The 20,506-nt window shown below is 62.4% G+C and carries 15 protein-coding genes; 6 read left to right on the top strand and 9 right to left on the bottom strand.

Going from position 1 to position 20,506, the window contains the following annotated elements; translation table 11 throughout:
- From etfA to QQ992_RS01510, 5 genes are all read right to left on the bottom strand, one after another.
- Window positions 1-1,233: an electron transfer flavoprotein subunit alpha gene (etfA, locus tag QQ992_RS01530; RefSeq protein WP_286112026.1), complete on the bottom strand. Its 1,233-nt coding sequence runs from the start codon at window positions 1,231-1,233 to the stop codon at window positions 1-3.
- Window positions 1,233-3,185, bottom strand: coding sequence for a dimethylglycine demethylation protein DgcB (gene dgcB / locus QQ992_RS01525; protein WP_286112025.1), 1,953 nt, complete (start codon window positions 3,183-3,185; stop codon window positions 1,233-1,235). Before dgcB ends, etfA begins: the two co-directional genes overlap by 1 nt.
- A 198-nt stretch (window positions 3,186-3,383) precedes the next feature.
- Window positions 3,384-5,444 carry a dimethylglycine demethylation protein DgcA gene (dgcA, locus tag QQ992_RS01520; protein ID WP_019096852.1) on the bottom strand — a complete coding sequence of 687 codons (2,061 nt, stop codon included), beginning with the start codon at window positions 5,442-5,444 and terminating at the stop codon, window positions 3,384-3,386.
- 15 nt (window positions 5,445-5,459) lie between these two features.
- Entirely contained in the window at window positions 5,460-5,990 is a 531-nt protein-coding gene (locus tag QQ992_RS01515; RefSeq protein WP_008091518.1) for a DUF5943 domain-containing protein, read from the bottom strand.
- Between the two features lie 76 nt (window positions 5,991-6,066).
- Window positions 6,067-7,044: a dipeptidase gene (locus tag QQ992_RS01510; RefSeq protein ID WP_003257506.1), complete on the bottom strand. Its 978-nt coding sequence runs from the start codon at window positions 7,042-7,044 to the stop codon at window positions 6,067-6,069.
- A gap of 285 nt (window positions 7,045-7,329) precedes the next feature.
- Between QQ992_RS01510 and QQ992_RS01505 the strand changes: the two genes are divergently transcribed.
- The gene (locus tag QQ992_RS01505; protein WP_019096853.1) at window positions 7,330-7,731 is read left to right on the top strand and encodes a lysozyme inhibitor LprI family protein; all 402 of its coding nucleotides are present in this window, start codon (window positions 7,330-7,332) and stop codon (window positions 7,729-7,731) included.
- Window positions 7,732-7,896: 165 nt separating this feature from the next.
- On the opposite strand, the gene QQ992_RS01500 is transcribed toward QQ992_RS01505, so the two are convergent.
- Window positions 7,897-8,841: a GlxA family transcriptional regulator gene (locus QQ992_RS01500; protein WP_286112024.1), complete on the bottom strand. Its 945-nt coding sequence runs from the start codon at window positions 8,839-8,841 to the stop codon at window positions 7,897-7,899.
- Window positions 8,842-8,988: 147 nt separating this feature from the next.
- Here QQ992_RS01500 and choX point away from each other — a divergent pair, with 147 nt between their 5' ends.
- The 5 genes from choX to QQ992_RS01475 all read left to right on the top strand — a co-directional run bounded on the left by choX (window position 8,989) and on the right by QQ992_RS01475 (window position 12,919).
- Window positions 8,989-9,933, top strand: a complete 945-nt coding sequence (gene choX / locus QQ992_RS01495) for a choline ABC transporter substrate-binding protein (protein ID WP_286112023.1) — start codon at window positions 8,989-8,991, stop codon at window positions 9,931-9,933.
- 120 nt (window positions 9,934-10,053) lie between these two features.
- Window positions 10,054-10,938, top strand: coding sequence for a 3-dehydrocarnitine:acetyl-CoA trimethylamine transferase CdhC (gene cdhC, locus QQ992_RS01490; RefSeq protein ID WP_060499148.1), 885 nt, complete (start codon window positions 10,054-10,056; stop codon window positions 10,936-10,938).
- Window positions 10,939-10,957: 19 nt separating this feature from the next.
- Entirely contained in the window at window positions 10,958-11,923 is a 966-nt protein-coding gene (locus QQ992_RS01485; protein ID WP_286112022.1) for an L-carnitine dehydrogenase, read from the top strand.
- A gap of 10 nt (window positions 11,924-11,933) precedes the next feature.
- Window positions 11,934-12,407, top strand: coding sequence for a thioesterase family protein (locus QQ992_RS01480; RefSeq protein ID WP_286112021.1), 474 nt, complete (start codon window positions 11,934-11,936; stop codon window positions 12,405-12,407).
- 254 nt (window positions 12,408-12,661) lie between these two features.
- Complete coding sequence (locus QQ992_RS01475) at window positions 12,662-12,919, top strand: hypothetical protein (RefSeq protein WP_043202844.1); 258 nt, start codon at window positions 12,662-12,664, stop codon at window positions 12,917-12,919.
- 118 nt (window positions 12,920-13,037) lie between these two features.
- Here the strand turns inward: QQ992_RS01475 and QQ992_RS01470 are convergent, their stop codons facing one another.
- Genes QQ992_RS01470 through QQ992_RS01460 form a run of 3 tightly spaced genes read right to left on the bottom strand, consistent with a single transcriptional unit; the run spans window position 13,038 to window position 20,294 of the window.
- On the bottom strand, window positions 13,038-14,705 hold the full coding sequence (locus QQ992_RS01470) for an ABC transporter ATP-binding protein/permease (protein WP_286112020.1): 1,668 nt from the start codon (window positions 14,703-14,705) through the stop codon (window positions 13,038-13,040).
- The gene (locus QQ992_RS01465; protein WP_286112019.1) at window positions 14,702-17,485 is read right to left on the bottom strand and encodes a M16 family metallopeptidase; all 2,784 of its coding nucleotides are present in this window, start codon (window positions 17,483-17,485) and stop codon (window positions 14,702-14,704) included. The genes QQ992_RS01470 and QQ992_RS01465 overlap by 4 nt, the downstream gene beginning before the upstream one ends.
- 25 nt (window positions 17,486-17,510) lie before the next feature.
- Window positions 17,511-20,294: a TonB-dependent receptor gene (locus QQ992_RS01460; protein ID WP_286112018.1), complete on the bottom strand. Its 2,784-nt coding sequence runs from the start codon at window positions 20,292-20,294 to the stop codon at window positions 17,511-17,513.
- Window positions 20,295-20,506: the final 212 nt, after the last annotated feature.

Genomic DNA, 20,506 nt, shown 5'->3' with positions numbered 1-20,506 from the left:
TTATGCCGCGTCGCGCTGGCCGCCGCTGCGGAAGTTGTCCACAGCCTCGATCAGTGCCTTGAGAATCGCCGAGCTGTCGCCAATCACCGACAGGTCGGCCCGTTTGATCATGTCGCAGCCAGGGTCCATGTTGATCGCCACCACCTTGTCGCAGGCGCCAATGCCCTGCAGGTGCTGGATCGCGCCCGAGATACCCACAGCCATGTACACGCGTGCGGTTACCCAAGTACCGGTAGCACCCACCTGGCGGTTGCGCGGCATGAAGCCGTCGTCCACCGCCACCCGCGAGGCGCCTTCGGTGGCGCCCAAGGCTGCGGTAGCCTTGTGGTACAGGTCCCAGTCCTTGACCCCGTTGCCGCCCGAGACGATGAACTCGGCTTCGGCCATGGCAATGGTGGCCGGGTCCACGGCCACCGAGCCGAGGTCTTCGATACGCGACAGGCTGCGCGCCACGCTTGTGGACAACTCCACCGGCAACGCTTCGTGGCGGGTTTCGCTGACCGGTTCGGCACATTCTGCCGCCGCCAGGATCAGGCGCGGCACGGCGCGCTGCAGGTCTTGCTGCCCGGCACCGGCACGGCCGATGCACTGGCCATCCTTGACCTGCCACACCCGCGTCGCCGGGCGCTCGCCCAGCGCGGCACCCAGGCGCCGGCCCAGCTCGCCGCCACCGGTGCGGCTGTCGGGCAGTAGCCAGTGGCGCGGGGTGAACTGGTTATCCACAGCCCGCAAACCCTGCACCAGTTGCTCCGGTGCATAACCCTCGAATGCTTCGCCTTCGATGACCAGCAGGCGGTCGACGCCGGCTGTGGGAAAGTTGCTTTCCTTGTGTTCGTTGAACACCACCGCCAACACCGCACCATCGCTGCCAGCCAGGCTGTGGGCCAGGCCAAGCAGGTCGCGGTCGTGGCTGCTGAGGCGGCCACCGACCATGTCGGGCACCACGGCAATGTAGAACGCCGGCGCCGGTACCTGGTGCAACGGCAACTTGACCTCGGCCGCTGCGGTGCGCCGCCCGCCCACACCAGTGCCCTGCTGGGCGCCGCTGCGGTCGATGCGCTTGATACCGGCCGGGCCGATGAAGCCTGCGGCAATCGCATGGGGGTTCTTGCGGATGAGGCCGTTGGGCCCCATCCAGCTGGTCTGTTGCGTCTGCATGGCCGCATGCAGCGGGTGCAGGCGGTTACGGGCGATCCACTCGGCGCGTGGGTCGCGGCGGATAATGTCGCTCATCAGTGCACCTCCGCAGGTTCACGTTTGGCCGCTTGCGGCTTTGGGGCAGCGGGCGATTCCTCTTCGATCAGCACGTCGGCCACCAGCTCGGCCAGGTCCTTGATCTGTGGGCGCGGTTCGACCACACCTTCGAGCATGGCGGTGCATTGCGGGCAACCCACGGCCACCAGCTCGGCCTCGGTTTCGCGAATGTCGTCCATGCGCATGTCGGGGATACGCTGCTTGCCCGGGATGTCGGTGATCGGCGCACCGCCACCACCACCGCAGCAACGGGAACGGAAACCCGAACGTTGCATCTCGCGCACTTCGATACCCAACGCCTTGAGCACTTCACGCGGGGCTTCGTACTCGCCGTTGTAACGGCCCAGGTAGCACGGGTCGTGATAAGTGACGCTGCCGCCCTTGTGCTGCCCAAGGTTGAGCTTGTTGGCCGCGATCAGTTCGGCGATGTAGGTGCTGTGGTGCTGCACCTGGTATTCGCCGCCCAAGGCGCCGTATTCGTTCTTCAGCACATGGAAGCTGTGCGGGTCGCAGGTGACGATGCGCTGGAACTTGTACTTGGCCAGGGTCTGGATATTGCGTTTGGCCAGTTGCTGGAAGGTCGCTTCATCGCCCAGACGGCGGGCGACGTCGCCGCTGTCGCGTTCTTCCAGGCCGAGCACGGCAAAGTCCACGCCCGAAGCCTTGAGCACTTTGACAAACGAACGCAGGGTGCGCTGGTTGCGCATGTCGAAGGCACCATCGCCGACCCAGAACAGCACTTCGGTGGTTTTCACCTCGGACAACAGCTTCAGGTTGAGGTCGGCCGCCCAGTTCATGCGCCCGCCAGGGGCGAAGCCGCCAGGGTTGTCGGTGGCGATCAGGTTGTCCAGCACCTCGGCGCCCTTGTTCGGGGTAGCGCCCTTTTCCAGGGTGAGGTGGCGGCGCATGTCGACGATGGCATCGACGTGCTCGATCATCATCGGGCATTCCTCGACGCAGGCACGGCAAGTGGTGCAGGACCACAGCGTTTCGGCATCGACCAGGCCATTGACGATCGGCTGGTGCGGGTGGCCGCCGTGTTCGCCAATCGGCTTGCCCGGGTAAGGGCTGCCGGCGAACTGGGCGTCGGTGCCACCGGCCAGGCCGATGACCATGTCCTGGATGAGTTTTTTCGGGTTCAGCGGCTGGCCGGCGGCAAAGGCCGGACACATGGCTTCACATTTACCGCACTGCACGCAGGCGTCGAAGCCCAGCAGCTGGTTCCAGGTGAAGTCCACCGGTTTTTCCACGCCCAGCGGCGCGTTCGGGTCTTCCAGGTCCAGCGGCTTGAGGCCGGTGGAGCGGCCACCCCCGAAACGTTCGGCGCGGCGGTGCCAGGCCAGGTGCAGGGCACCGGCGAAGGCGTGTTTCATCGGGCCACCCCAAGTCATGCCGAAGAACAGCTCCGACACGCCCCACAGCACGCCCAGGCCAAGGACGCCGACCATCACCCAGCCACCGGTGTTGGCAGGCAGGATGCCGGCAACCGGCAAGGTGGCGATGAAGAAGCTCACGGCGAACGCCATCAGGCTCTTCGGCAGGCGCATCCACGGGCCCTTGGACAGGCGCGAAGGCGGGTTGAGGCGGCGCTTGAAGACGAAGATGGCGCCGCTGAACATGATCACCGTGGCTACCAGCAACGCGTAGCCGAGGATTTTGCTTTGCAGGCCAAAACCGTGCACCAGAATCGCCAGCACGGCCGACAGCACGAAGCCGCCAGCGGTGGCCACGTGGGTCTTGGACATGTACTTGTCGCGCTCGACCACGTGGTGCAAGTCCACCAGGTAGCGGCGCGGCATGGCCAGCAGGCCGCCGATCAGGTTGACCTTGGACGGCCGGCCACGCCGCCACATGCGCACCCGGCGCAGGGCGCCGAGCACTGCCAGGCCAAGGGCAGCGAACAGCAGGATGGGTAGAAGGGTGTTCAACATGGCAGGCACCTTTGAGCTGCAAGCTGCAAGCTACAAGCTGCAAGAAGAAGCTGCGTCGCCCCTACCTCATGCTTGTACCTTGCAGTCCACCGCTGCGTTACAGAGTCATTCCCAAGCAACTCTCAAGACCTAAGCTGCAAGCGAAGCCGACATTGATCGCTTCTCCTTGCAGCTTGCAGCTTGAAGCTTGCCGCTGCTTCAGAAGTCCTTGCACAGGCGCAAGGCGTCGTAGATCGCCGCATGCACGTTGCGCTGGGCCACGCAGTCGCCGATGCGGTACAGCAGGTAGCCTTCGCCCGGCTGGCTGAGAATCGGCTGTGGCTTGATGGCGAACAGCGCCTCCACGTCGATCTGGCCTTTGTTGCGCGAACCTTCCTTCAGGGCGTAATACAGCTGCTCGTCAGGGCGCACGCCGTTTTCCACCACCACCTGGTCGACCACGCGCTCTTCCTTGGCGCCGGTGTATTCGTTCTCCAGCACCGCCACCAGCTTGTCGCCTTCGCGGTAGACCTTTTCCAGCATCATGTCGCCGGTCATGATCACTTCTTTGGGGTACATGCTGCGGTAGTAGGTCGGGAAGGTAGTACCGCCCATGGCCACGCCCGGCTTGATGTCGTCGGTGACGATTTCCACCTGGCTGCCCTTGTCAGCGATGAAGTCGGCCACCGACATGCCGGTGAATTCGCAGATGGTGTCGTACACCAGCACGTTCTTGCCCGGCGCAACCTTGCCGTCGAGCACGTCCCAGCTGCTGACCACCAGCCCTTCGGCGGCGCCCCAGTGCTCGTTCTGCTCCAGGAACGAATGCCCACCCACGGCCAGCACGATCACATCCGGGCGCAAATCCTGGATGGTGGCCACGTCAGCGGCGGTGCCCAGACGCAGGTCGACTTTCAGTCGCGCCAGCTCCAGTTGGTACCAGCGGGTGATACCGGCAATCTGGTCACGCTGCGGAGCCTTGGCGGCGATGGTGATCTGCCCGCCGATCTGGTCCTTCTTCTCGAACAGGGTCACGTCGTGGCCACGTTCGGCCGCTACCCGGGCAGCTTCCATACCGGCAGGGCCGGCGCCAACCACGACCACCTTGCGCTTCACGCCGGTGGTTTTCTCGATGATGTGCGGCACGCCCATGTATTCACGGGAGGTCGCGGCGTTCTGGATGCACAGCACATCCAGGCCCTGGTACTGGCGGTCGATGCAGTAGTTGGCACCGACGCACTGCTTGATCTGGTCGATCTGGCCCATCTTGATCTTGGCGATCAGGTGCGGGTCGGCCATGTGCGCACGGGTCATGCCGACCATGTCCACGTAGCCGCCTTCAAGGATGCGCGTGGCCTGGTTCGGGTCCTTGATGTTCTGCGCGTGCAGCACCGGTACCTTGACCACTTCCTTGATGCCGGCCGCCAGGTGCAGGAACGGCTCCGGCGGGTAGCTCATGTTGGGGATAACGTTGGCCAGGGTGTTGTGGGTGTCGCAACCCGAGCCGACCACGCCGATGAAGTCGAGCATGCCGGTGGCGTCGTAGTACGCGGCGATCTGCTTCATGTCTTCATGGCTGAGGCCATCGGGGTGGAACTCGTCACCGCAGATACGCATGCCCACGCAGAAGTCGTCACCGACCTCGGCACGCACGGCTTTGAGCACTTCCAGGCCAAACTTCATGCGGCCTTCGAAGGTGCCGCCCCATTCGTCGGTACGCTTGTTGACCCGTGGGCTCCAGAACTGGTCGATCATGTGCTGGTGCACAGCCGACAGTTCCACACCGTCCAGGCCGCCTTCTTTGGCACGACGCGCAGCCTGCGCGTAGTTGCCGATGACGCGCCAGATCTCTTCCACCTCGATGGTTTTGCAGGTGGCGCGGTGCACGGGTTCACGGATACCCGACGGCGACATCAGGGTCGGCCAGTTGAAGCCGTCCCAACGCGAGCGACGGCCCATGTGGGTAATCTGGATCATGATCTTGGCGCCATGCTTGTGCATGGCGTCGGCCAGGTTCTGGAAATGCGGGATGATGCGGTCGGTCGACAGGTTGACCGACGCCCACCATTCCTGCGGGCTGTCGATGGCCACGACGGACGAACCACCGCAGATCGCCAGGCCGATACCGCCCTTGGCCTTTTCTTCGTAGTACTTCACGTAGCGGTCGGTCGTCATGCCGCCGTCAGTGGCGTAGACCTCGGCGTGCGCGGTGCTGAGCACGCGGTTGCGGATGGTCAGTTTGCCGATCTGGATCGGCTGGAACATTGCTTCGAATGCCATGACGCTATCTCCGGCTTACAACGGCTTTGTAACGAACAGGCCATCTTCGTGGCCTTCTTCCGACCCGCCGTAGACCTGCTCGGCCACGGTGCGGATCTTGCTGCCGCGGGCAGCGAGAATCTGGTCCATGGCGCCGGCGAACCAGCCGGTGAACATGTAGTCGACCTTGCGGCCACACTTGCCATAGACGTACACGAACGCAGAGTGCTTGAGCTTGACGCTGCAGGTGCCTTTATCCAGGTCGATGTCCTGGATTTCGAACAGGCCCCAGCCACGCTGGCTCAGGCGCTTCATGTAGTGCTCGAACACCGCCACGCCTTCCAGGCCATGGCATTCGGCTTCTTTTTCACACCAGTGCCAGGCGGACTTGTAGCCGGCCTTGTAGAGGATTTCGGCGTAGGCGTCGGCGCCCAGCACTTCCTCGATACCGATGTGGTTGTTGACGAAGAAATGGCGCGGCACGTACAGCATCGGCAAGGCGTCGCTGGTCCAGACACCGGTCTCGCTGTCGACTTCGATTGGCAATTGCGGGGCGATCTTGGCCATGGAAACTCAACTCCATAAAATTTTTATGTGGGTGCCCCGGCGTTGCTGGCAGGGGCTATCAGGCTTGGAGAGCGGCTTACTCGCCCCAGACGTCCTTGAGGACGTTGACCCAGTTCTCGCCCATGATCTTGCGTACCACGCGCTCGGAGTGGCCGCGCTTGAGCAGGGTTTCGGTGAGGTTGGGGAACTCGCCGACAGTGCGGATGCCGAGCGGGTTGATGATCTTGCCGAAGTTGGTCAGGCGACGGGCGTAGCCCTTGTCGTGGGTCAGGTACTCGAAGAAGTCCTGGCCGTGGCCTTGGGTGAAGTCGGTACCGATACCGATGGCGTCTTCACCAACGATGTTCATGGTGTACTCGATGGCTTCGGCGTAGTCGTCGATGGTGGAGTCGATGCCCTTGGCCAGGAACGGCGCGAACATGGTCACGCCAACGAACCCGCCGTGGTCGGCGATGAACTTCAGCTCTTCGTCCGACTTGTTGCGCGGGTGCTCCTTCAGGCCCGAGGGCAGGCAGTGGGAGTAGCACACCGGCTTTTTCGATTCGAGGATAACTTCTTCAGAGGTTTTGGAACCCACGTGGGACAGGTCGCACATGATGCCGACGCGGTTCATTTCCGCCACGATCTCGCGGCCGAAGCCCGACAGGCCGCCGTCGCGTTCGTAGCAGCCGGTGCCTACCAGGTTCTGGGTGTTGTAGCACATCTGCACGATGCCCACGCCCAGCTGCTTGAACACGTCCACGTAGGCGATCTGGTCTTCGAAGGCGTGGGCGTTCTGGAAGCCGAAGAGGATGCCGGTCTTGCCCAGTTCCTTGGCCTTGCGGATGTCGGCGGTGGTGCGCACCGGCATCACCAGGTCGCTGTTGTCGCGGATCAGCTTCTGGCTGGCAGCGATGTTGTCGACGGTTGCCTTGAAGCCTTCCCAGACCGACACCGTGCAGTTGGCCGCAGTCAGCCCGCCTTTGCGCATGTCTTCGAACAGCTCGCGGTTCCACTTGGCAATGATCAGGCCGTCGATGACGATGCTGTCGGCGTGAAGTTCGGCTGGGCTCATCAGGCTGTCCCCTTTTATTGAGTTGGGCTGCGCCAAACCTTCTGCCGGCGCTTTGGGGCCAGCATATGCCTGTGCCCAATGACGCCCCGATGCAAAAACGACAGGGGGTTTGCCGAAAGCGTCAATGCGCGACAACACGCCCTCTGGCATGCGGCGTGGCGATGAGAGACAGTCTCGATAACGACGTTTCTGGCCGTTTTATGAACATTTCGTCAGAGAGCTACCGCCTTGCCTTCGGCTGAGCGAGAATCCCTGCGATTCGTCAGCCTGTTGAGGAGAAAACGGATGAAATCATTGGCATGGCTGGTACTGCTGGCTGTCGTATCGGGCGCCCAGGCCGGCGAGGAAGAAAGCACCCCGTGCGACAACGTCGAGACCGACCAGCAGACCTACGCGTGCGCTGCGTTCAACAAGCAGACTGCCGAGCGGGAGCTGAAGTCGGCTTACGATGACTTGATCCAGCGTATTCGCGACCAATATGCCGACGAGGGCGACCAGGCTACCGCGCTGGTCGGGCGTATGGATGCGGCCGAGAAGCTGTGGACACAGCTGCGTGATGCGGATTGCAAGGTTGAGACCTATGCCGAGAAGCCCGGGAGCAAGGCGTTTCAGGCGGCCTGGGATACCTGCGTGGCGCAGCGCAGTGATGACCGGTCAGAGTATTTGCAGAGCATTGGGCAGCAGTAAGGACTGACCGTAACGCTATCCCCTGTAGGAGCGGCCTTGTGTCGCGATAGGGGCGCGAAGCGGCCCCACATTTTCAGCTTCGCCTCGGAAATAGCCGGGGCCGCTTTGCGGCCCTATCGCGACACAAGGCCGCTCCTACAAAGGTCAGCGATCGGTTCAAGAACCTCACACCGCCCTGGCCAACCTGTCCTCCCGCGGGCAACGCTGGTACCTGGCCCGGTAACAGCGGGTAAAGTACGAAGCCGACTCGAACCCGCACGCCACCCCCACCTCCAGCACACTCATGTCGGTCTGGCGCAACAACTGCCGCGCCTTGTCCAGCCGCAGTCGCAGATAAAACCCACTGGGCGTGTCATCCAGGTGCACCCGAAAGAGCCGCTCCAGCTGCCGCCGGGTCACCTGCACCGCCTCGGCCAGCACCTGGGTATTGAGCGGCTGTTCGGTGTTGCGCTCCATTTCACCAATCACTTTCACCAGCTTCTTGTTACTGATTCCATAGCGGCTGGCGATCTGCATGCGCTGGTGATCCTGTCGCTGACGGATACGCCCGAGCACGAACTGCTCCGACACCTGCACCGCCAACTCACTGCCATGGGCTTGCCCAATCAGGTCGAGCATCAGGTCGATCGAGGCAGTGCCACCCGCACAGGTGATGCGCCGCCGGTCGATCTCGAACAGCTCCTGGGTCGCCTGCAAGCTTGGGTAGTTTTCCTTGAATGCCTCCAGCGCCTCCCAGTGCACGGTGGCACGGTGGCCGTCGAGCAGGCCGGCTTCGGCCAGTACCACGGCGCCGGTATCGATGCCACCCAGAATCACCCCGTCATGGTCCAGGCGGCGCAGCGCCTGCTGCAGTGTCGGCCCATAGCACGCCAGGGGGTCGAAGCCAGCCACGATCAGCAAGATGCCGGCAGGCTCGCCCGCTGCCAACGCCGCATCGGCGTTCACCGACATGCCGTTGCTGGCCTGCACGGCGCCACCGTCCAGGCTCAACACCTGCCAGCGATACGACGGCCCTTTGAAGCGGTTGGCCACCCGCAGGGGCTCCAGGGCACTGATGAATCCCATGGCCGAAAAGCCGGGTAACAGCAGGAAATGAATGATTTGCGGCATTGCATGCTCCACGGCAAAGGTGGTCGCCTCCGTGCAAATGTTGGTCGCCAGGGTGCGATTTTTCACCCTTTCAGCAGCGTAGCGTGTTCACACGGCCCAGAGAGGTCGGAACCCCATAACAATATGCACTGCCGATGGAGAGCCACCATGCACAGCTTGATCCGCCGCAGCCTGTTGACCCTTGCCCTGAGCAGCATCGCCACCTCCCCGCTTTACGCCGCCGAACCTGCGGCCTGCAAGAACGTCCGCCTGGGCGTGGTCAACTGGACCGACGTCATCGCCACCAGCGCCATGGCCCAGGTGCTGCTCGATGGCCTGGGCTACCAGACCAAACAGACCAGCGCCTCGCAGCAGATCATCTTCGCCGGCATCCGCGACAAACGCCTGGACATGTTCCTGGGTTACTGGAACCCGATCATGACCCAGACCATCACCCCGTTCATCGACGCCAACCAGGTCAAGGTACTGGACAAGCCAAGCCTGGAAGACGCCCGCGCCACCCTGGCCGTACCGAAATACCTCTACGACAAGGGTTTGAAGACCTTCGCCGACATCCACAAGTTCGAGAAAGAGCTAGGCGGCAAGATCTATGGCATCGAACCGGGCTCCGGCGCCAACACCCAGATCAAGGCAATGATCACCAAGAACCAGTTCGACCTGGGCAAGTTCCAGCTGGTCGAGTCCAGCGAGGCCGGCATGCTCGCCGCTGTCGACCGCGCCGTGCGGCGCAAGGAAGCCGTGGTGTTCTTCGGCTGGGCGCCGCACCCGATGAACGTGAACATCGACATGGCCTACCTGGGTGATAGCCAGGATGCGCTCGGCCCAGACGAAGGCCGCGCGACGGTATGGACGGTGACCGCGCCGGACTACGCCGAACGCTGCCCCAACGCCCACCGCCTGCTGGCCAACCTGAACTTCAGCGCCGAGGACGAGAGCCGCATGATGCAGCCGCTGCTCGACCACAAGGACGCGCTGGAATCGGCCCGCCAGTGGCTGAAAGACCACCCCGAGGACAAGGCCCGCTGGCTGGAAGGTGTGACCACCTTCGATGGCAAGCCGGCTGCGGACAACCTCAAGCTCACTGCCAACTGATCCGGCCCTATCGCGAGCAAGCTCGCTCCTACAGGTTTCGCACACGCCAGGGGCCAACAGGCCCCCTGTAGGAGCGAGCTTGCTCGCGATTAGGCCCTGAAGCCCATACAAGGAACCGCCATGAACCACGACGTCATCATCACCTGTGCCCTCACCGGCGCTGGCGACACCGCCTCGAAAAGCCACCTGGTCCCAGTCACCCCCAAACAGATCGCCGAAGCCGCCGTAGAGGCTGCCAAAGCCGGCGCCACCGTCGTCCACTGCCACGTCCGCGACCCGCAAACCGGCCGTTTCAGCCGTGATGTGGCGCTGTACCGCGAAGTGATGGAGCGCATCCGCGAAGCCGACGTGGACATCATCGTCAACCTCACCGCCGGCATGGGTGGCGACCTGGAAATAGGCCCCGGCGAAACGCCCCTGGAGTTCGGCCCGGGCACCGACCTGATCGGCCCACTGGAACGCCTGGCGCATGTCGAGGCACTGCTGCCGGAAATCTGCACCCTCGACTGCGGCACACTCAACTTCGGCGACGGCAACTCCATCTACGTTTCCACCCCGGCGCAACTGCGTGCTGGTGCCAAACGCATCACCGAACTGGGCGTGAAAGCCGAACTGGAAATTTTCGACACCGGCCACCTGTGGTTCGCCAAGCAAATGATGAAAGAAGGCCTGCTGGACGACCCGCTGTTCCAGCTGTGCCTGGGTATCCCGTGGGGCGCCCCGGCCGACACCACCACCATGAAAGCCATGGTCGACAACCTGCCAGCCAACGTCACCTGGGCCGGCTTCGGTATCGGCCGTATGCAAATGCCGATGGCGGCCCAGGCCGTGCTGCTGGGCGGCAACGTGCGGGTGGGCCTGGAAGACAACCTCTACCTGGACCGTGGCGTGCTGGCCAGCAACGGCCAGTTGGTCGAGCGCGCAGTGGAGATCATCTCGCGCCTTGGCGCCCGTGTACTGACCCCAGCCGAAGGCCGGGAAAAAATGAACCTCAAGCGCCGCTGAAACCATCAGGAGAATTCGCATGCCCTTCATCACCGAGATCAAGACCTTCGCCGCCCTGGGTAGCGGCGTGATCGGCAGCGGCTGGATCGCCCGCGCCTTGGCCCACGGCCTCGACGTGGTCGCCTGGGACCCGGCACCTGGCGCCGAACAGGCGCTGCGCAAGCGTATTGCCAATGCCTGGCCCGCGCTTGAGAAGCAGGGCCTGGCGGCCGGTGCATCACAGGACCGCCTGAAGTTCGTTGCCACCATCGAGGAATGCGTACGCGACGCCGATTTCATTCAGGAAAGCGCGCCAGAGCGGCTGGACCTCAAGCTCGACCTGCACGCCAAGATAAGCGCCGCTGCAAAACCTGATGCCATCATTGGCTCCAGTACTTCAGGCCTGTTGCCCAGCGAGTTCTACGAGTCTGCCACCCACCCCGAACGCTGCGTGGTCGGCCACCCGTTCAACCCGGTGTACCTGCTGCCGCTGGTCGAAATCGTCGGCGGTAACCGCACTGCGCCTGAGGCCATCGAGGCGGCAAAGACCATCTACACCACGCTTGGCATGCGCCCGCTGCATGTGCGCAAGGAAGTCCCCGGTTTCATTGCCGATCGCCTGCTCGAAGCGCTGTGGCGCGAGGCCCTGCACCTGGTCAACGACGGCGTTGCAACTACCGGTGAAATCGACGACGCGATCCGCTTCGGTGCGGGCCTTCGCTGGTCGTTCATGGGCACCTTCCTCACCTATACCCTGGCCGGTGGCGACGCGGGCATGCGCCACTTCATGTCGCAGTTCGGCCCGGCACTCAAACTGCCCTGGACCTACCTGCCGGCACCGGAACTGACCGACAAGCTGATCGACGATGTGGTGGACGGCACGGCGGAGCAACTGGGCGAACGCAGCATCGCCGCGCTGGAGCGCTATCGTGATGACACCCTGCTGGCGGTCCTTGAAGCCGTGAAGGCCAGCAAAGAAACGCACGGCATGTCGTTCAGCGATTGAGGAAACCTTGATGCCCGCACTCATCACTTACCGCACCCCAGTCCAGGAGGACTGGGTCGACTACAACGGGCATCTGCGCGATGCCTTCTACCTGCTGATCTTCAGCTACGCCACCGATGCACTGATGGAGCGCATCGGCCTGGATGCCGACAGCCGTGGGCAGAGCGGCAACTCGCTGTTCACCCTGGAGGCGCACATCAACTACCTGCATGAAGTGAAACTGGGCACCGAGGTATGGGTGCAGACGCAGATCATCGGTTTTGATCGCAAGCGTCTGCAGGTGTACCACAGCCTGCACCGGGCCGGGTTCGATGAGGCGCTGGCGGCCAGTGAGCAGATGCTGCTGCATGTAGATCTGGCGGGGCCGACGTCGGCGCCGTTCAGCGAGAACAGCACGGGGTTACTACAGGGGCTAGTGGACGAACAACATCAACTTCAACCGCCCGTTCATGTAGGCCGTGTAATGGGCCTTGCAAAAAAATAACCCCGGAAAGCCGTGAGCATCCGGGGCCAAGAGCGAGCAACATCCACTGTGTATGAATGAGGGTGACCAAACCCTCGGTTGCTGTAGATGGCTTGAGTGTGCGCAGTTCCCGCCAGGTGGATTTAGCCGTAAACGACCTGTTCTTAGCCAAAGCAGCCATGCCGACATGTTGTTGTTGCGGGTATGTCGCGGGCGTCACAGAATCGGTCGTAAATCACAGCAGCACTCTCTTAGCGATAAAAGGGACAACAGCCATGATGCATGCGGATTTGATTGATCAGGACGACCTGGCAGGCCACCTGCGCGCACGCGGGTTCGAGATTCCGGCCGGGGCCAGTGCCGAACAGGCTTGCGAAGCCGTGGTGCGGGGGCTGACCGAGCCTAATGCGCGGGCGCTGAAGGGCATGGTCGAGCAGATGTATACCGGCAGCGCGACGATTCTGCCGGCGGTGCGCCAGGCCATCGACAAACAGTTGTTGCCGGCGCTGGCGAATTTCAACAAACGGGCCTGATTTTTCCTGTTCCGGCCTCTTCGCGGGACAAGCCCGCTCCCACAGTGATCTGAGCTGCGCCCCAGATATTGGATAACTTGTGGGAGCGGGCTTACCCCGCGAAAGGGCCAGGCCTGCCTTAAACAGGCTCGGCCAGCTTCTCTAACTCAACGGTTCGGTCAAACAATCGCGCCAGTCCTTCCTGGTGGGTAACCCCCACCACCGTACAACCCGGCAATTCTCGCCTGAGCATTTCCAGCAAGCCCCGGGCACTGTCCAGGTCCAGCTGGCTGGTCGCCTCATCCAGGTACAAGGTATCCGGCCGATACAACAACGCTCGCGCCAGGCTCAACCGCTGCTGCTCCCCGCCAGAAAGCACACGGTCCCACTCTGCCTGCTTGTCCAGTTGCCCGGTCAGGCCTCCAAGCCCCACTTTTCCCAACACATCGATCAACTGCACATCGTCAAACGACCGTACCTGTGGATAACCCAGCAACCCACGCAAACTCATATTCGGCATGTAAGGCTTCTGCGGCAACAACAGGCTGCGCCCCGGCGGCAGCTGCCAGTCACCCAGGCAATAAGGCCACAAGCCCTGCAAGGTACGCAGCAAGGTCGATTTGCCCAGACCGCTGCGCCCTCCCAGGCGTAACCACTGTCCCTGCCCCACTTCCAGGTCCAGGTCGCTTAGCAGCGCACTGCCATCTGGCCGGCAGAGCGTAAGCCCACGCGTGCACAGGCAGTCACCGCGCGCAGTCGCCGTCACCTGCACTCGGCTGGCGACAATGGCCTGCTCGAACTGCTCAAGCCGCTGCAATGCCGCGCTCCAGCGCACCAGCTTGTGATAGAGCTTGATAAACCAGCTAAGCGAGCCGTGCACCGCGTTGAAGGCACTGCGGATCTGCATCAGCCCACCCAGGGTAATGGCCTTGGCCATGAATGCCGGCAAGGCGGCAAATACCGGAATGATCAGGCTCAAACGCTCATAGGAGACCGTGAACAGGCTGAGGTTACGTTCGCGGCCCATCAGTTGCCACCAGTTGTCGGCAATGGCGCGAAAGCGCCCGGCCAGGTGTTCGCGTTCGACGGCTTCACCCCGGTACAACGCAATCTGCTCGGCATGGTCGCGCTTGCGCAGCAGGCTGGCGCGAAAGTCCGCCTCGCGGTGCTCACGCGCGTAGTTCAGCGCGTGCAGTGGCTTGCCGATCAGGTGGGTCAACAGGCTGCCGGCCAGGGTGTAGGCCAGCACGATCCACACCAGGTAGCCATGAACCGTGAACGTCTCGCCGAACAGGCTGAAGGTTTGCACCCCCGACAGGTTCCACAGGATCACCATGAACGCGCCTACCTGCGCCAGGTTGATGACCAGGGATGCCACCAGCTCGATGCTCAGGCCAACCATCAGGTCGATATCCTGGGCGATGCGCTGGTCGGGGTTGTCCGGCTCGCCGGTCAGCCCCAGGCGGTAGAAGGCCTGGTCAGCCAGCCAGGCATCGGTCAGGCGCCCGGTCATCGCCTGACGCCAGCGCAGTTCCAGCCCTTTGCGGATGTAGTCCATGGCTACGACGATCAGTACATAGCTGCCCAGGTACAGCGCGTACTCGCCAACCAAGCCATAAAGGCCGGACGTGTCGAACGCTGCAAGGGTGTCGTAGAAAGTCTTGCTCCAGCTATTGATCAGCACATTGATCTGCACCACCAGCAGCCCCAGGCCAATCACCGCTGCCAGCATGAGCCAGGCCTGCCACTGCTGACGGTCGTGCCAGAACGGGCGGCTCAGTCGGTAGAAGGTGCGCAGGGTTTTCACAGCGCCTGCTCCAGCGCCGAAGCGGAAGGCAACAGGCGCAGTTGCACCTGATTGGCCCGTGGGAACAACTGCTGAGCCTGCCGTTGCAATTCAGGCAGGGTCAGTGCCTCTGGCAATTGCGCCTGGGTTTGCAGGTAGCGAGGGTCGTGCCAGCGGCGGTCACTGAGGATCAGGCGCTTGAACTGGGTTTGCGGGTCATCCCGGCGCTTGCTTTCCTGACGCAGCAGTTCGCGGCGCTCGGCCACCGCCCAATCGGCGTCAGGTTGCAAGCTGGCGAGGGTCTTCTGCGCCATGGCCCACAATTCATCGACCCGGGCCGGGTCGCAGGTAAAGCTCAGGCTGCTTTCGATTCGCTGCGTATCGGCATTCAGCTCGCTGTCGAAACGCAGGCGATACACACCCGAGGCCTCGCCGCGCAGTTGCGCTTTCAGGCGCTGGTTGGCCAGGTCGCGCAAGACCGATACCCGCACAGCTGCCTCCGGGCTCCAGGCCTGGGGCTGGAAGCTGCTGGCTTGCAATACCACGCGTGGTTCCAACGCGATGGCCAGGTCTTCACGGCGTTGGCCTGGCTGCTGCAAGGCTTGCTGGCTGGCCAGCGAAGCGCTGCGCGGGAGGGTTGCGAGCATTTCACGGACCATTTTCTCCAGCGGTTCGGGTGCCATATCCGCCATCAGGTAATACGTCACGGGCGCACCGGCCAGAAGCTTCCAGTCGGCACTCAGCTGCTCGGCCGTCAATTGTTCGAGGGCGCCGGTATCCGGTGACGGCCAGTGGTCGACACCGTACTTGAGCACACGCTGCTGGCGTTCCTGCAGCCCGCGTACGTCATCCGGGCGGCTGTGCAGGCGTTGCAGCAACACGTCCCGCGAGGTGGTGAACAGTTCCGGGTCGATGCTGGCCAGCTGGGTTATCCGATAGCTCTGCATCAGCGCCAGCAGTTGCTCCGGCGCTGCGCCAAGGTTGAGCTGCAGGCGCTGCGGCTGATGGTCGAAACCCAGTGTGGCGCGCTGTTCATGACGCCAGGTTGCCAGGGCCTGCGCATCCATACCGGGCAGGCCACTGTGCATGGCCAGTTGCGCGGCCATTTGCAGCCGCCAGGCCGGGGTGCCCGCAAGCTGATAGCCTGCGGTCGAGTCGGCCTGCAGCAGCCACTTGCCTTCCGGGCCATTGCGTTTGAGCCAGACCAGCCGATCACCATTGCTCAAGCGCCAATGTTCCACACGCTGCTCCGGGAAGCGCTTGCGCTCGACGATGGCGGCCGCCGCCGGCGCAGCGGGCATTTGCAGGCGTGGGGATGCTTCGGTTGCCGATGCTACTTGCACGGGTGCAGGCAGCGCTTTTGCGGCCAGCTTCGCCTGGCGTGCCTCGACCTGCGCCACGGTCGGCAAGGTAACCTCGGAAGTACCCGCCGCACTGACCTGCAATACCCGGTCAGGGCTGGCGAGCCAGCGCCGCAGGCGGTCGTTCAGGTCGCCAAGCGAAATGCTGGCCAGTACTTCAAGGTAACGCGCTGCGATAGCGTGCCGGTCGGAGACGGCGGTGTCCTGCACGGCGGCGTTGTTGAGCTGCTCGACCCACTGCTCGAACGTACGCGGCGCCTGCTTGGCCAGGGTCTTGTCGCCCAATCCACGGATATGTTCGCGCTCACGCTGCAAGTCGGCTTCGCTGAAACCGTGCTGACGCAGGCGCTCGGTTTCGGTCAGCAATTGCTGCAGTGCCTGGTCATGGGCCTGGCCTTCCACGCCAGCGGCGATACCCAGCACGGTGGAGTGCTCGCCGATCAGGGTTTTCTGCGCAATCAGGCTGCGTACTCCGGGCTCTCGCGGCTGACGGCGCAGGCTGTCGAGCATGGCCGCCAGGGTCATGCGGTCGATCAACCGCTCGCGCAATGCGGAGCGTGTGGTGCCTCGGCTGTCCGGTTCATGCAAGCGGAACAGCATCGCCACCTGATTGCTGCCCGATTGCGGGTCTTGCAGGCGGAACACTTTCAGCGTGTCGTCCAGCGCCAGCTCGCGCTGCTCGCGGCCCGGTACTTGACCCGCCTTGGCCGCACCGAAGGCCTGCTCGATCTGGGCTCGCATGGCCTCGGGTTCAAAATCGCCAACCGCCGACAACACCATGTTGTTGGGCAGGTACCAGCGGTTCTGGAAGGCTTGCAGGTTGTGCAGGCTGGCCGAGCGGATCGCTGCTTCGTTGCCGATGGTGCGGTGCCCGGGGTAGCGTGAGCCCACACGCTGCGAGGCGGTGCGCTGCTCGTTCATACGCTGGGCCACACCCAGGCCGCCGCGCCATTCTTCGATCACGATGGGCCGCTCGCGCTCCAGGTCCTGAGCGTTGTAGTCGCGGGCGAAGGCGAGGTCATGCAGGGCCTGTAACGCTTGTGGCGCCTGGCGCACCCCGGCTGGCGGACCGATCAGGTACTGGGTGCGCTCGTAGTTGGTCACGGCATTGAAGTGGCGGCCCTGCAACCAGCCGAACCCGGCCATACGTTCACGCAGCTTCTGCTGGCTGCCCGCTCGGCTGTGAAACGCCAGGTGCTCGACCATATGCGCTACACCGACCTGGTCGTCGGCTTCGTCTACCGAACCGGCCTTTACCGTCAAGCGCAGGTCCAGCCGGCCGGGCTGAGAGGTGTCGCGCACCAGCCGGTACGCCAGGCCGTTGGCCAGTTGGCCCTGCACCACTTGGGCATCCCAGGGCAGCGGTGCGTCGGGCTCGGGCAGTGTGGCGCAGGCGCCGAGCAACAGCGGGCCGAGCAGGCCCGCGATGAGCTTTTTCATCAGGGTATCCACGATTTTTATGGTGTTAGAAGCGGTAGCCGACTTCCAGCCAGTACTGGCGGCCGACTTCGTAGCGGGTCACGGCCTGGCTGCCAGCGCTGACGGTAGGGTTGATCTTGTCCGCGACGTTGGTGATGTCGACAGACGCGAACACGGCCTGATCTTTCGCCGTAGGCAGCTCCCAGTACACTTGCATGTCCCAGGTCATCGCACTGCCAACCTGCGCCGCCTCATACACGCTGAGGGTTTCGCCATTGAGGTCGACCTTGCGATTGGTGTCGATGATCTGTTTGTACTTGCTACGGAAACGCAGGAAGTTGCTGATGCTCATATGCCAGGCGGGGATCTCGGTGATCGTGGTCAACCGAGCGGTCCATGGGCGATTGAAGTTGTTCGGCGGCAGTTCGACGAAGTCCATGCGCTTGCCGTCGTACAGTACGGGGTTGCCGTCGTATTCCTCACTGCTGAGGATCGAGTCGTAGTCTGTGTATGAATCCTCACTACGTTGCCACCCTGCGGCGAACTGCATGCTGGTGCGTGTGCCGAGGTACTTGAACTCCTGCTGGGGTGTGATTTCCAGAGTTACTGTATCGCTCTTGCTCTCGCCCTGATTGGTGTAGATGTAGTAGTTACTGGCATAGCCTTCCAGCGCCGGCAAGCCCTCGACACTGTGATAAGAGCGCACGATCTTGTCGTGACCTTTGCGGTTCACGTACTTAAGCTTGAACAAGGTATCAAGCCAAATCTGCTCGAGGCCGACAGTCAGCTCGTCGTCGTAAGGAATATCCAAAGTCGAGAAACGCGTGTCGTTCTTCGCTCGGGAAATTTCCACCCAAGGCGCATCCTGACTGGCACGTGTGTAGCGCACATTGTATTGATCACGGCCATCGTTCAAACGCATCTTGAACAGGTTACGCCCGTAATATCGGTTGGCGCCGAAGGTGAGCACCGTCGTACGGTCGCCAAAGAAGTCGTAGTCGCCGGCAAAGCGCGGGGCGATGGTTTTCTTCTCCATGTAATCATCACCCTCGAAACGCAAGCCCGGCCGCAGGCTCAGTTTTCCGAGTTGCATCGTGTCCTGGAGGTAGAAGGCGTACTTGTTCTCTTCGACATCGATATCGGCAGCCCTGTAAACGTTCATCGCCGATGCCCATTGGCGTGTGCTTCCATTGAGCAACAGGCCCACTGAGCAATAGGGGTCGTTGCCGCAGACGTCGCCGCTGTCACGCTTAAATGTGGTTACGCTGCTCGCTTCACTAGGGCGCTTCCAGATAGCGTGCTTGTAGGAGAGATCCATGCCTGTCACCAGCGAGTGGGTCATGCCTCCCAGCGTGAATGGCAGCCATTCAGCCTTCACCGCATAGTCGAGTCCTTTTTGGGTTTGCTCCAGGTCCCCGTAGCCACCCTCGGCACTGCTTGAAGTGTTGGTCAGTGGCCGCCCCCAGTTTTTGGTTTCGGAGTAGTACCACTTGATGTAGTCATCCAGTTCCGAGTCCCTCGAGCTGCTGAGATTGGTCAGGGCAAGGGTGTGAGTCCATGTGGCACTGGGGGCCAACCAGGTCGCCTTGATCGAGCCTTGATAGCCGCCCTCTTCGGTCACGAACTCTGAATTACGCTGGTTGGCGCGAAAGTAGGTGTTCTCGCTTGGGCCATAGACGAACGAAGTATCCAGACTGAGCTGATCGTTCACGCTCCAGTAGGTCTTGAGCATGTAGTTGGTTAGTTCGCGTGTCTGGTCCTTGCGGTTGGACTCGGTAGGGCTGCTGTAGCCGTCCGAGAAGGCGTTGAGCGGCAGAACAGAGCTCTTCTGAGAAAACGCCAGAATGGCGCCAAAGTTTTCTGTCAGGTGGCCTTCGAGCATCCCCCGAACAATCGTCTTTTCGAATTCCGGCTGGTACTGCTCGTCCGAGGACTGGTCGAAGCTCTCCTGATCGGCCTCGGTAATGTGGTAACGGGTCCAGGCTGAACGGCTCATCGCATAGGAGAACTTTCCATGGAAGTCCTTGCTCGGACGACGCGTAATGGCATCTACCACACCACCGTTGAAACCACCGTATTCGGCAGGCACGTTGCTATCAAATACCTTGACCTCCTGCAGCAGGTCGGCATCCAGTGCGATGCCGTGGGAGCGGCTGGGCGTCGAGTCGAACTGACGGACATCGTTGTAGCCGTGAGCGCCCGGGTCGAGGTCGTTATTGATCGAGATGCCATCGATCATGAAGTTGTTCTGGTAGTACTTGGCGCCATTGATGCTGATATCGGCCGGCGCGATTTCTCCGGGTGTGTTCGAACTCTGCTGGTTGTTGCTGAACTGCACGCTGGGGTGCATCTGCAGCAACGTGGTGATATCACCGTTTGCGCCGGGGAAGGCCTGGATCGCCTTGCTACCAATCACAGTCGCACCACCGTAACTGTTTTCCTCGGTGGCCCCGAGCACCACCGTGTTGTGCAGTTCCAGCGGGCCGTCTTTGTCGCTGTGCAGCAAGCGGAAAACGAATGTGCCGTCTATGAACTCCCAGGCGATACCGCTGCTCTGCAATAATCGAGAAAGCGCCGCCTCGCTGCTGAGATTGCCGCTGACCGCCGTGGATTGCAGGCCGTCGAGCAGGGCGGGTTCGACGCTGACTTGCAGTCCGCTTTGCTGGCCGAACGAAATCAAGGCAATGGCAAGGTCCTGGCCTGGAATGTCAAACGCATGAACCTGACCAAGCACAACATGAGCAGCGTCCGTCTGGGCGTGCACCAGTGGCAAGCCGGTGAGACAACTTAGCCCGAGAAGCCCTGCCCCCGCAGCGTTCTTCAGGCGCAACGACCAACCCCGCGCGCTGCGCGGCTTCCGGCTTGATGTTTCAGTCATCCCACATCCCCACCCCCGGCAATCGCCGGGCTGCAAAATAGAATACGAATCGGTATCAGTTGTTGCGCGCGGGGGAGAAGACGGGGCAGTGCGGGGAATTTTCAGAAAATTTTGAAATTAATTTTGCAGGGGGAATACGCGGTCACTGTAGGAGCAGCCTTGTG

It is taken from the genome of Pseudomonas kurunegalensis, assembly GCF_030291635.1.
GTDB lineage: Bacteria > Pseudomonadota > Gammaproteobacteria > Pseudomonadales > Pseudomonadaceae > Aquipseudomonas > Aquipseudomonas monteilii.
Note: the sequence above shows the minus strand (reverse complement) of the source record. Positions and strands in the feature narration are given on the sequence as shown.

Excerpts from the sequence above, each read along its gene's own strand:
- etfA (WP_286112026.1), bottom strand. The coding sequence starts at position 1,233 with ATGAGCGACATTATCCGCCGCGACCCACGCGCCGAGTGGATCGCCCGT.
- dgcB (WP_286112025.1), bottom strand. The coding sequence starts at position 3,185 with ATGTTGAACACCCTTCTACCCATCCTGCTGTTCGCTGCCCTTGGCCTG.
- dgcA (WP_019096852.1), bottom strand. The coding sequence starts at position 5,444 with ATGGCATTCGAAGCAATGTTCCAGCCGATCCAGATCGGCAAACTGACC.
- QQ992_RS01515 (WP_008091518.1), bottom strand. The coding sequence starts at position 5,990 with ATGGCCAAGATCGCCCCGCAATTGCCAATCGAAGTCGACAGCGAGACC.
- QQ992_RS01510 (WP_003257506.1), bottom strand. The coding sequence starts at position 7,044 with ATGAGCCCAGCCGAACTTCACGCCGACAGCATCGTCATCGACGGCCTG.
- QQ992_RS01505 (WP_019096853.1), top strand. The coding sequence starts at position 7,330 with ATGAAATCATTGGCATGGCTGGTACTGCTGGCTGTCGTATCGGGCGCC.
- QQ992_RS01500 (WP_286112024.1), bottom strand. The coding sequence starts at position 8,841 with ATGCCGCAAATCATTCATTTCCTGCTGTTACCCGGCTTTTCGGCCATG.
- choX (WP_286112023.1), top strand. The coding sequence starts at position 8,989 with ATGCACAGCTTGATCCGCCGCAGCCTGTTGACCCTTGCCCTGAGCAGC.
- cdhC (WP_060499148.1), top strand. The coding sequence starts at position 10,054 with ATGAACCACGACGTCATCATCACCTGTGCCCTCACCGGCGCTGGCGAC.
- QQ992_RS01485 (WP_286112022.1), top strand. The coding sequence starts at position 10,958 with ATGCCCTTCATCACCGAGATCAAGACCTTCGCCGCCCTGGGTAGCGGC.
- QQ992_RS01480 (WP_286112021.1), top strand. The coding sequence starts at position 11,934 with ATGCCCGCACTCATCACTTACCGCACCCCAGTCCAGGAGGACTGGGTC.
- QQ992_RS01475 (WP_043202844.1), top strand. The coding sequence starts at position 12,662 with ATGATGCATGCGGATTTGATTGATCAGGACGACCTGGCAGGCCACCTG.
- QQ992_RS01465 (WP_286112019.1), bottom strand. The coding sequence starts at position 17,485 with ATGAAAAAGCTCATCGCGGGCCTGCTCGGCCCGCTGTTGCTCGGCGCC.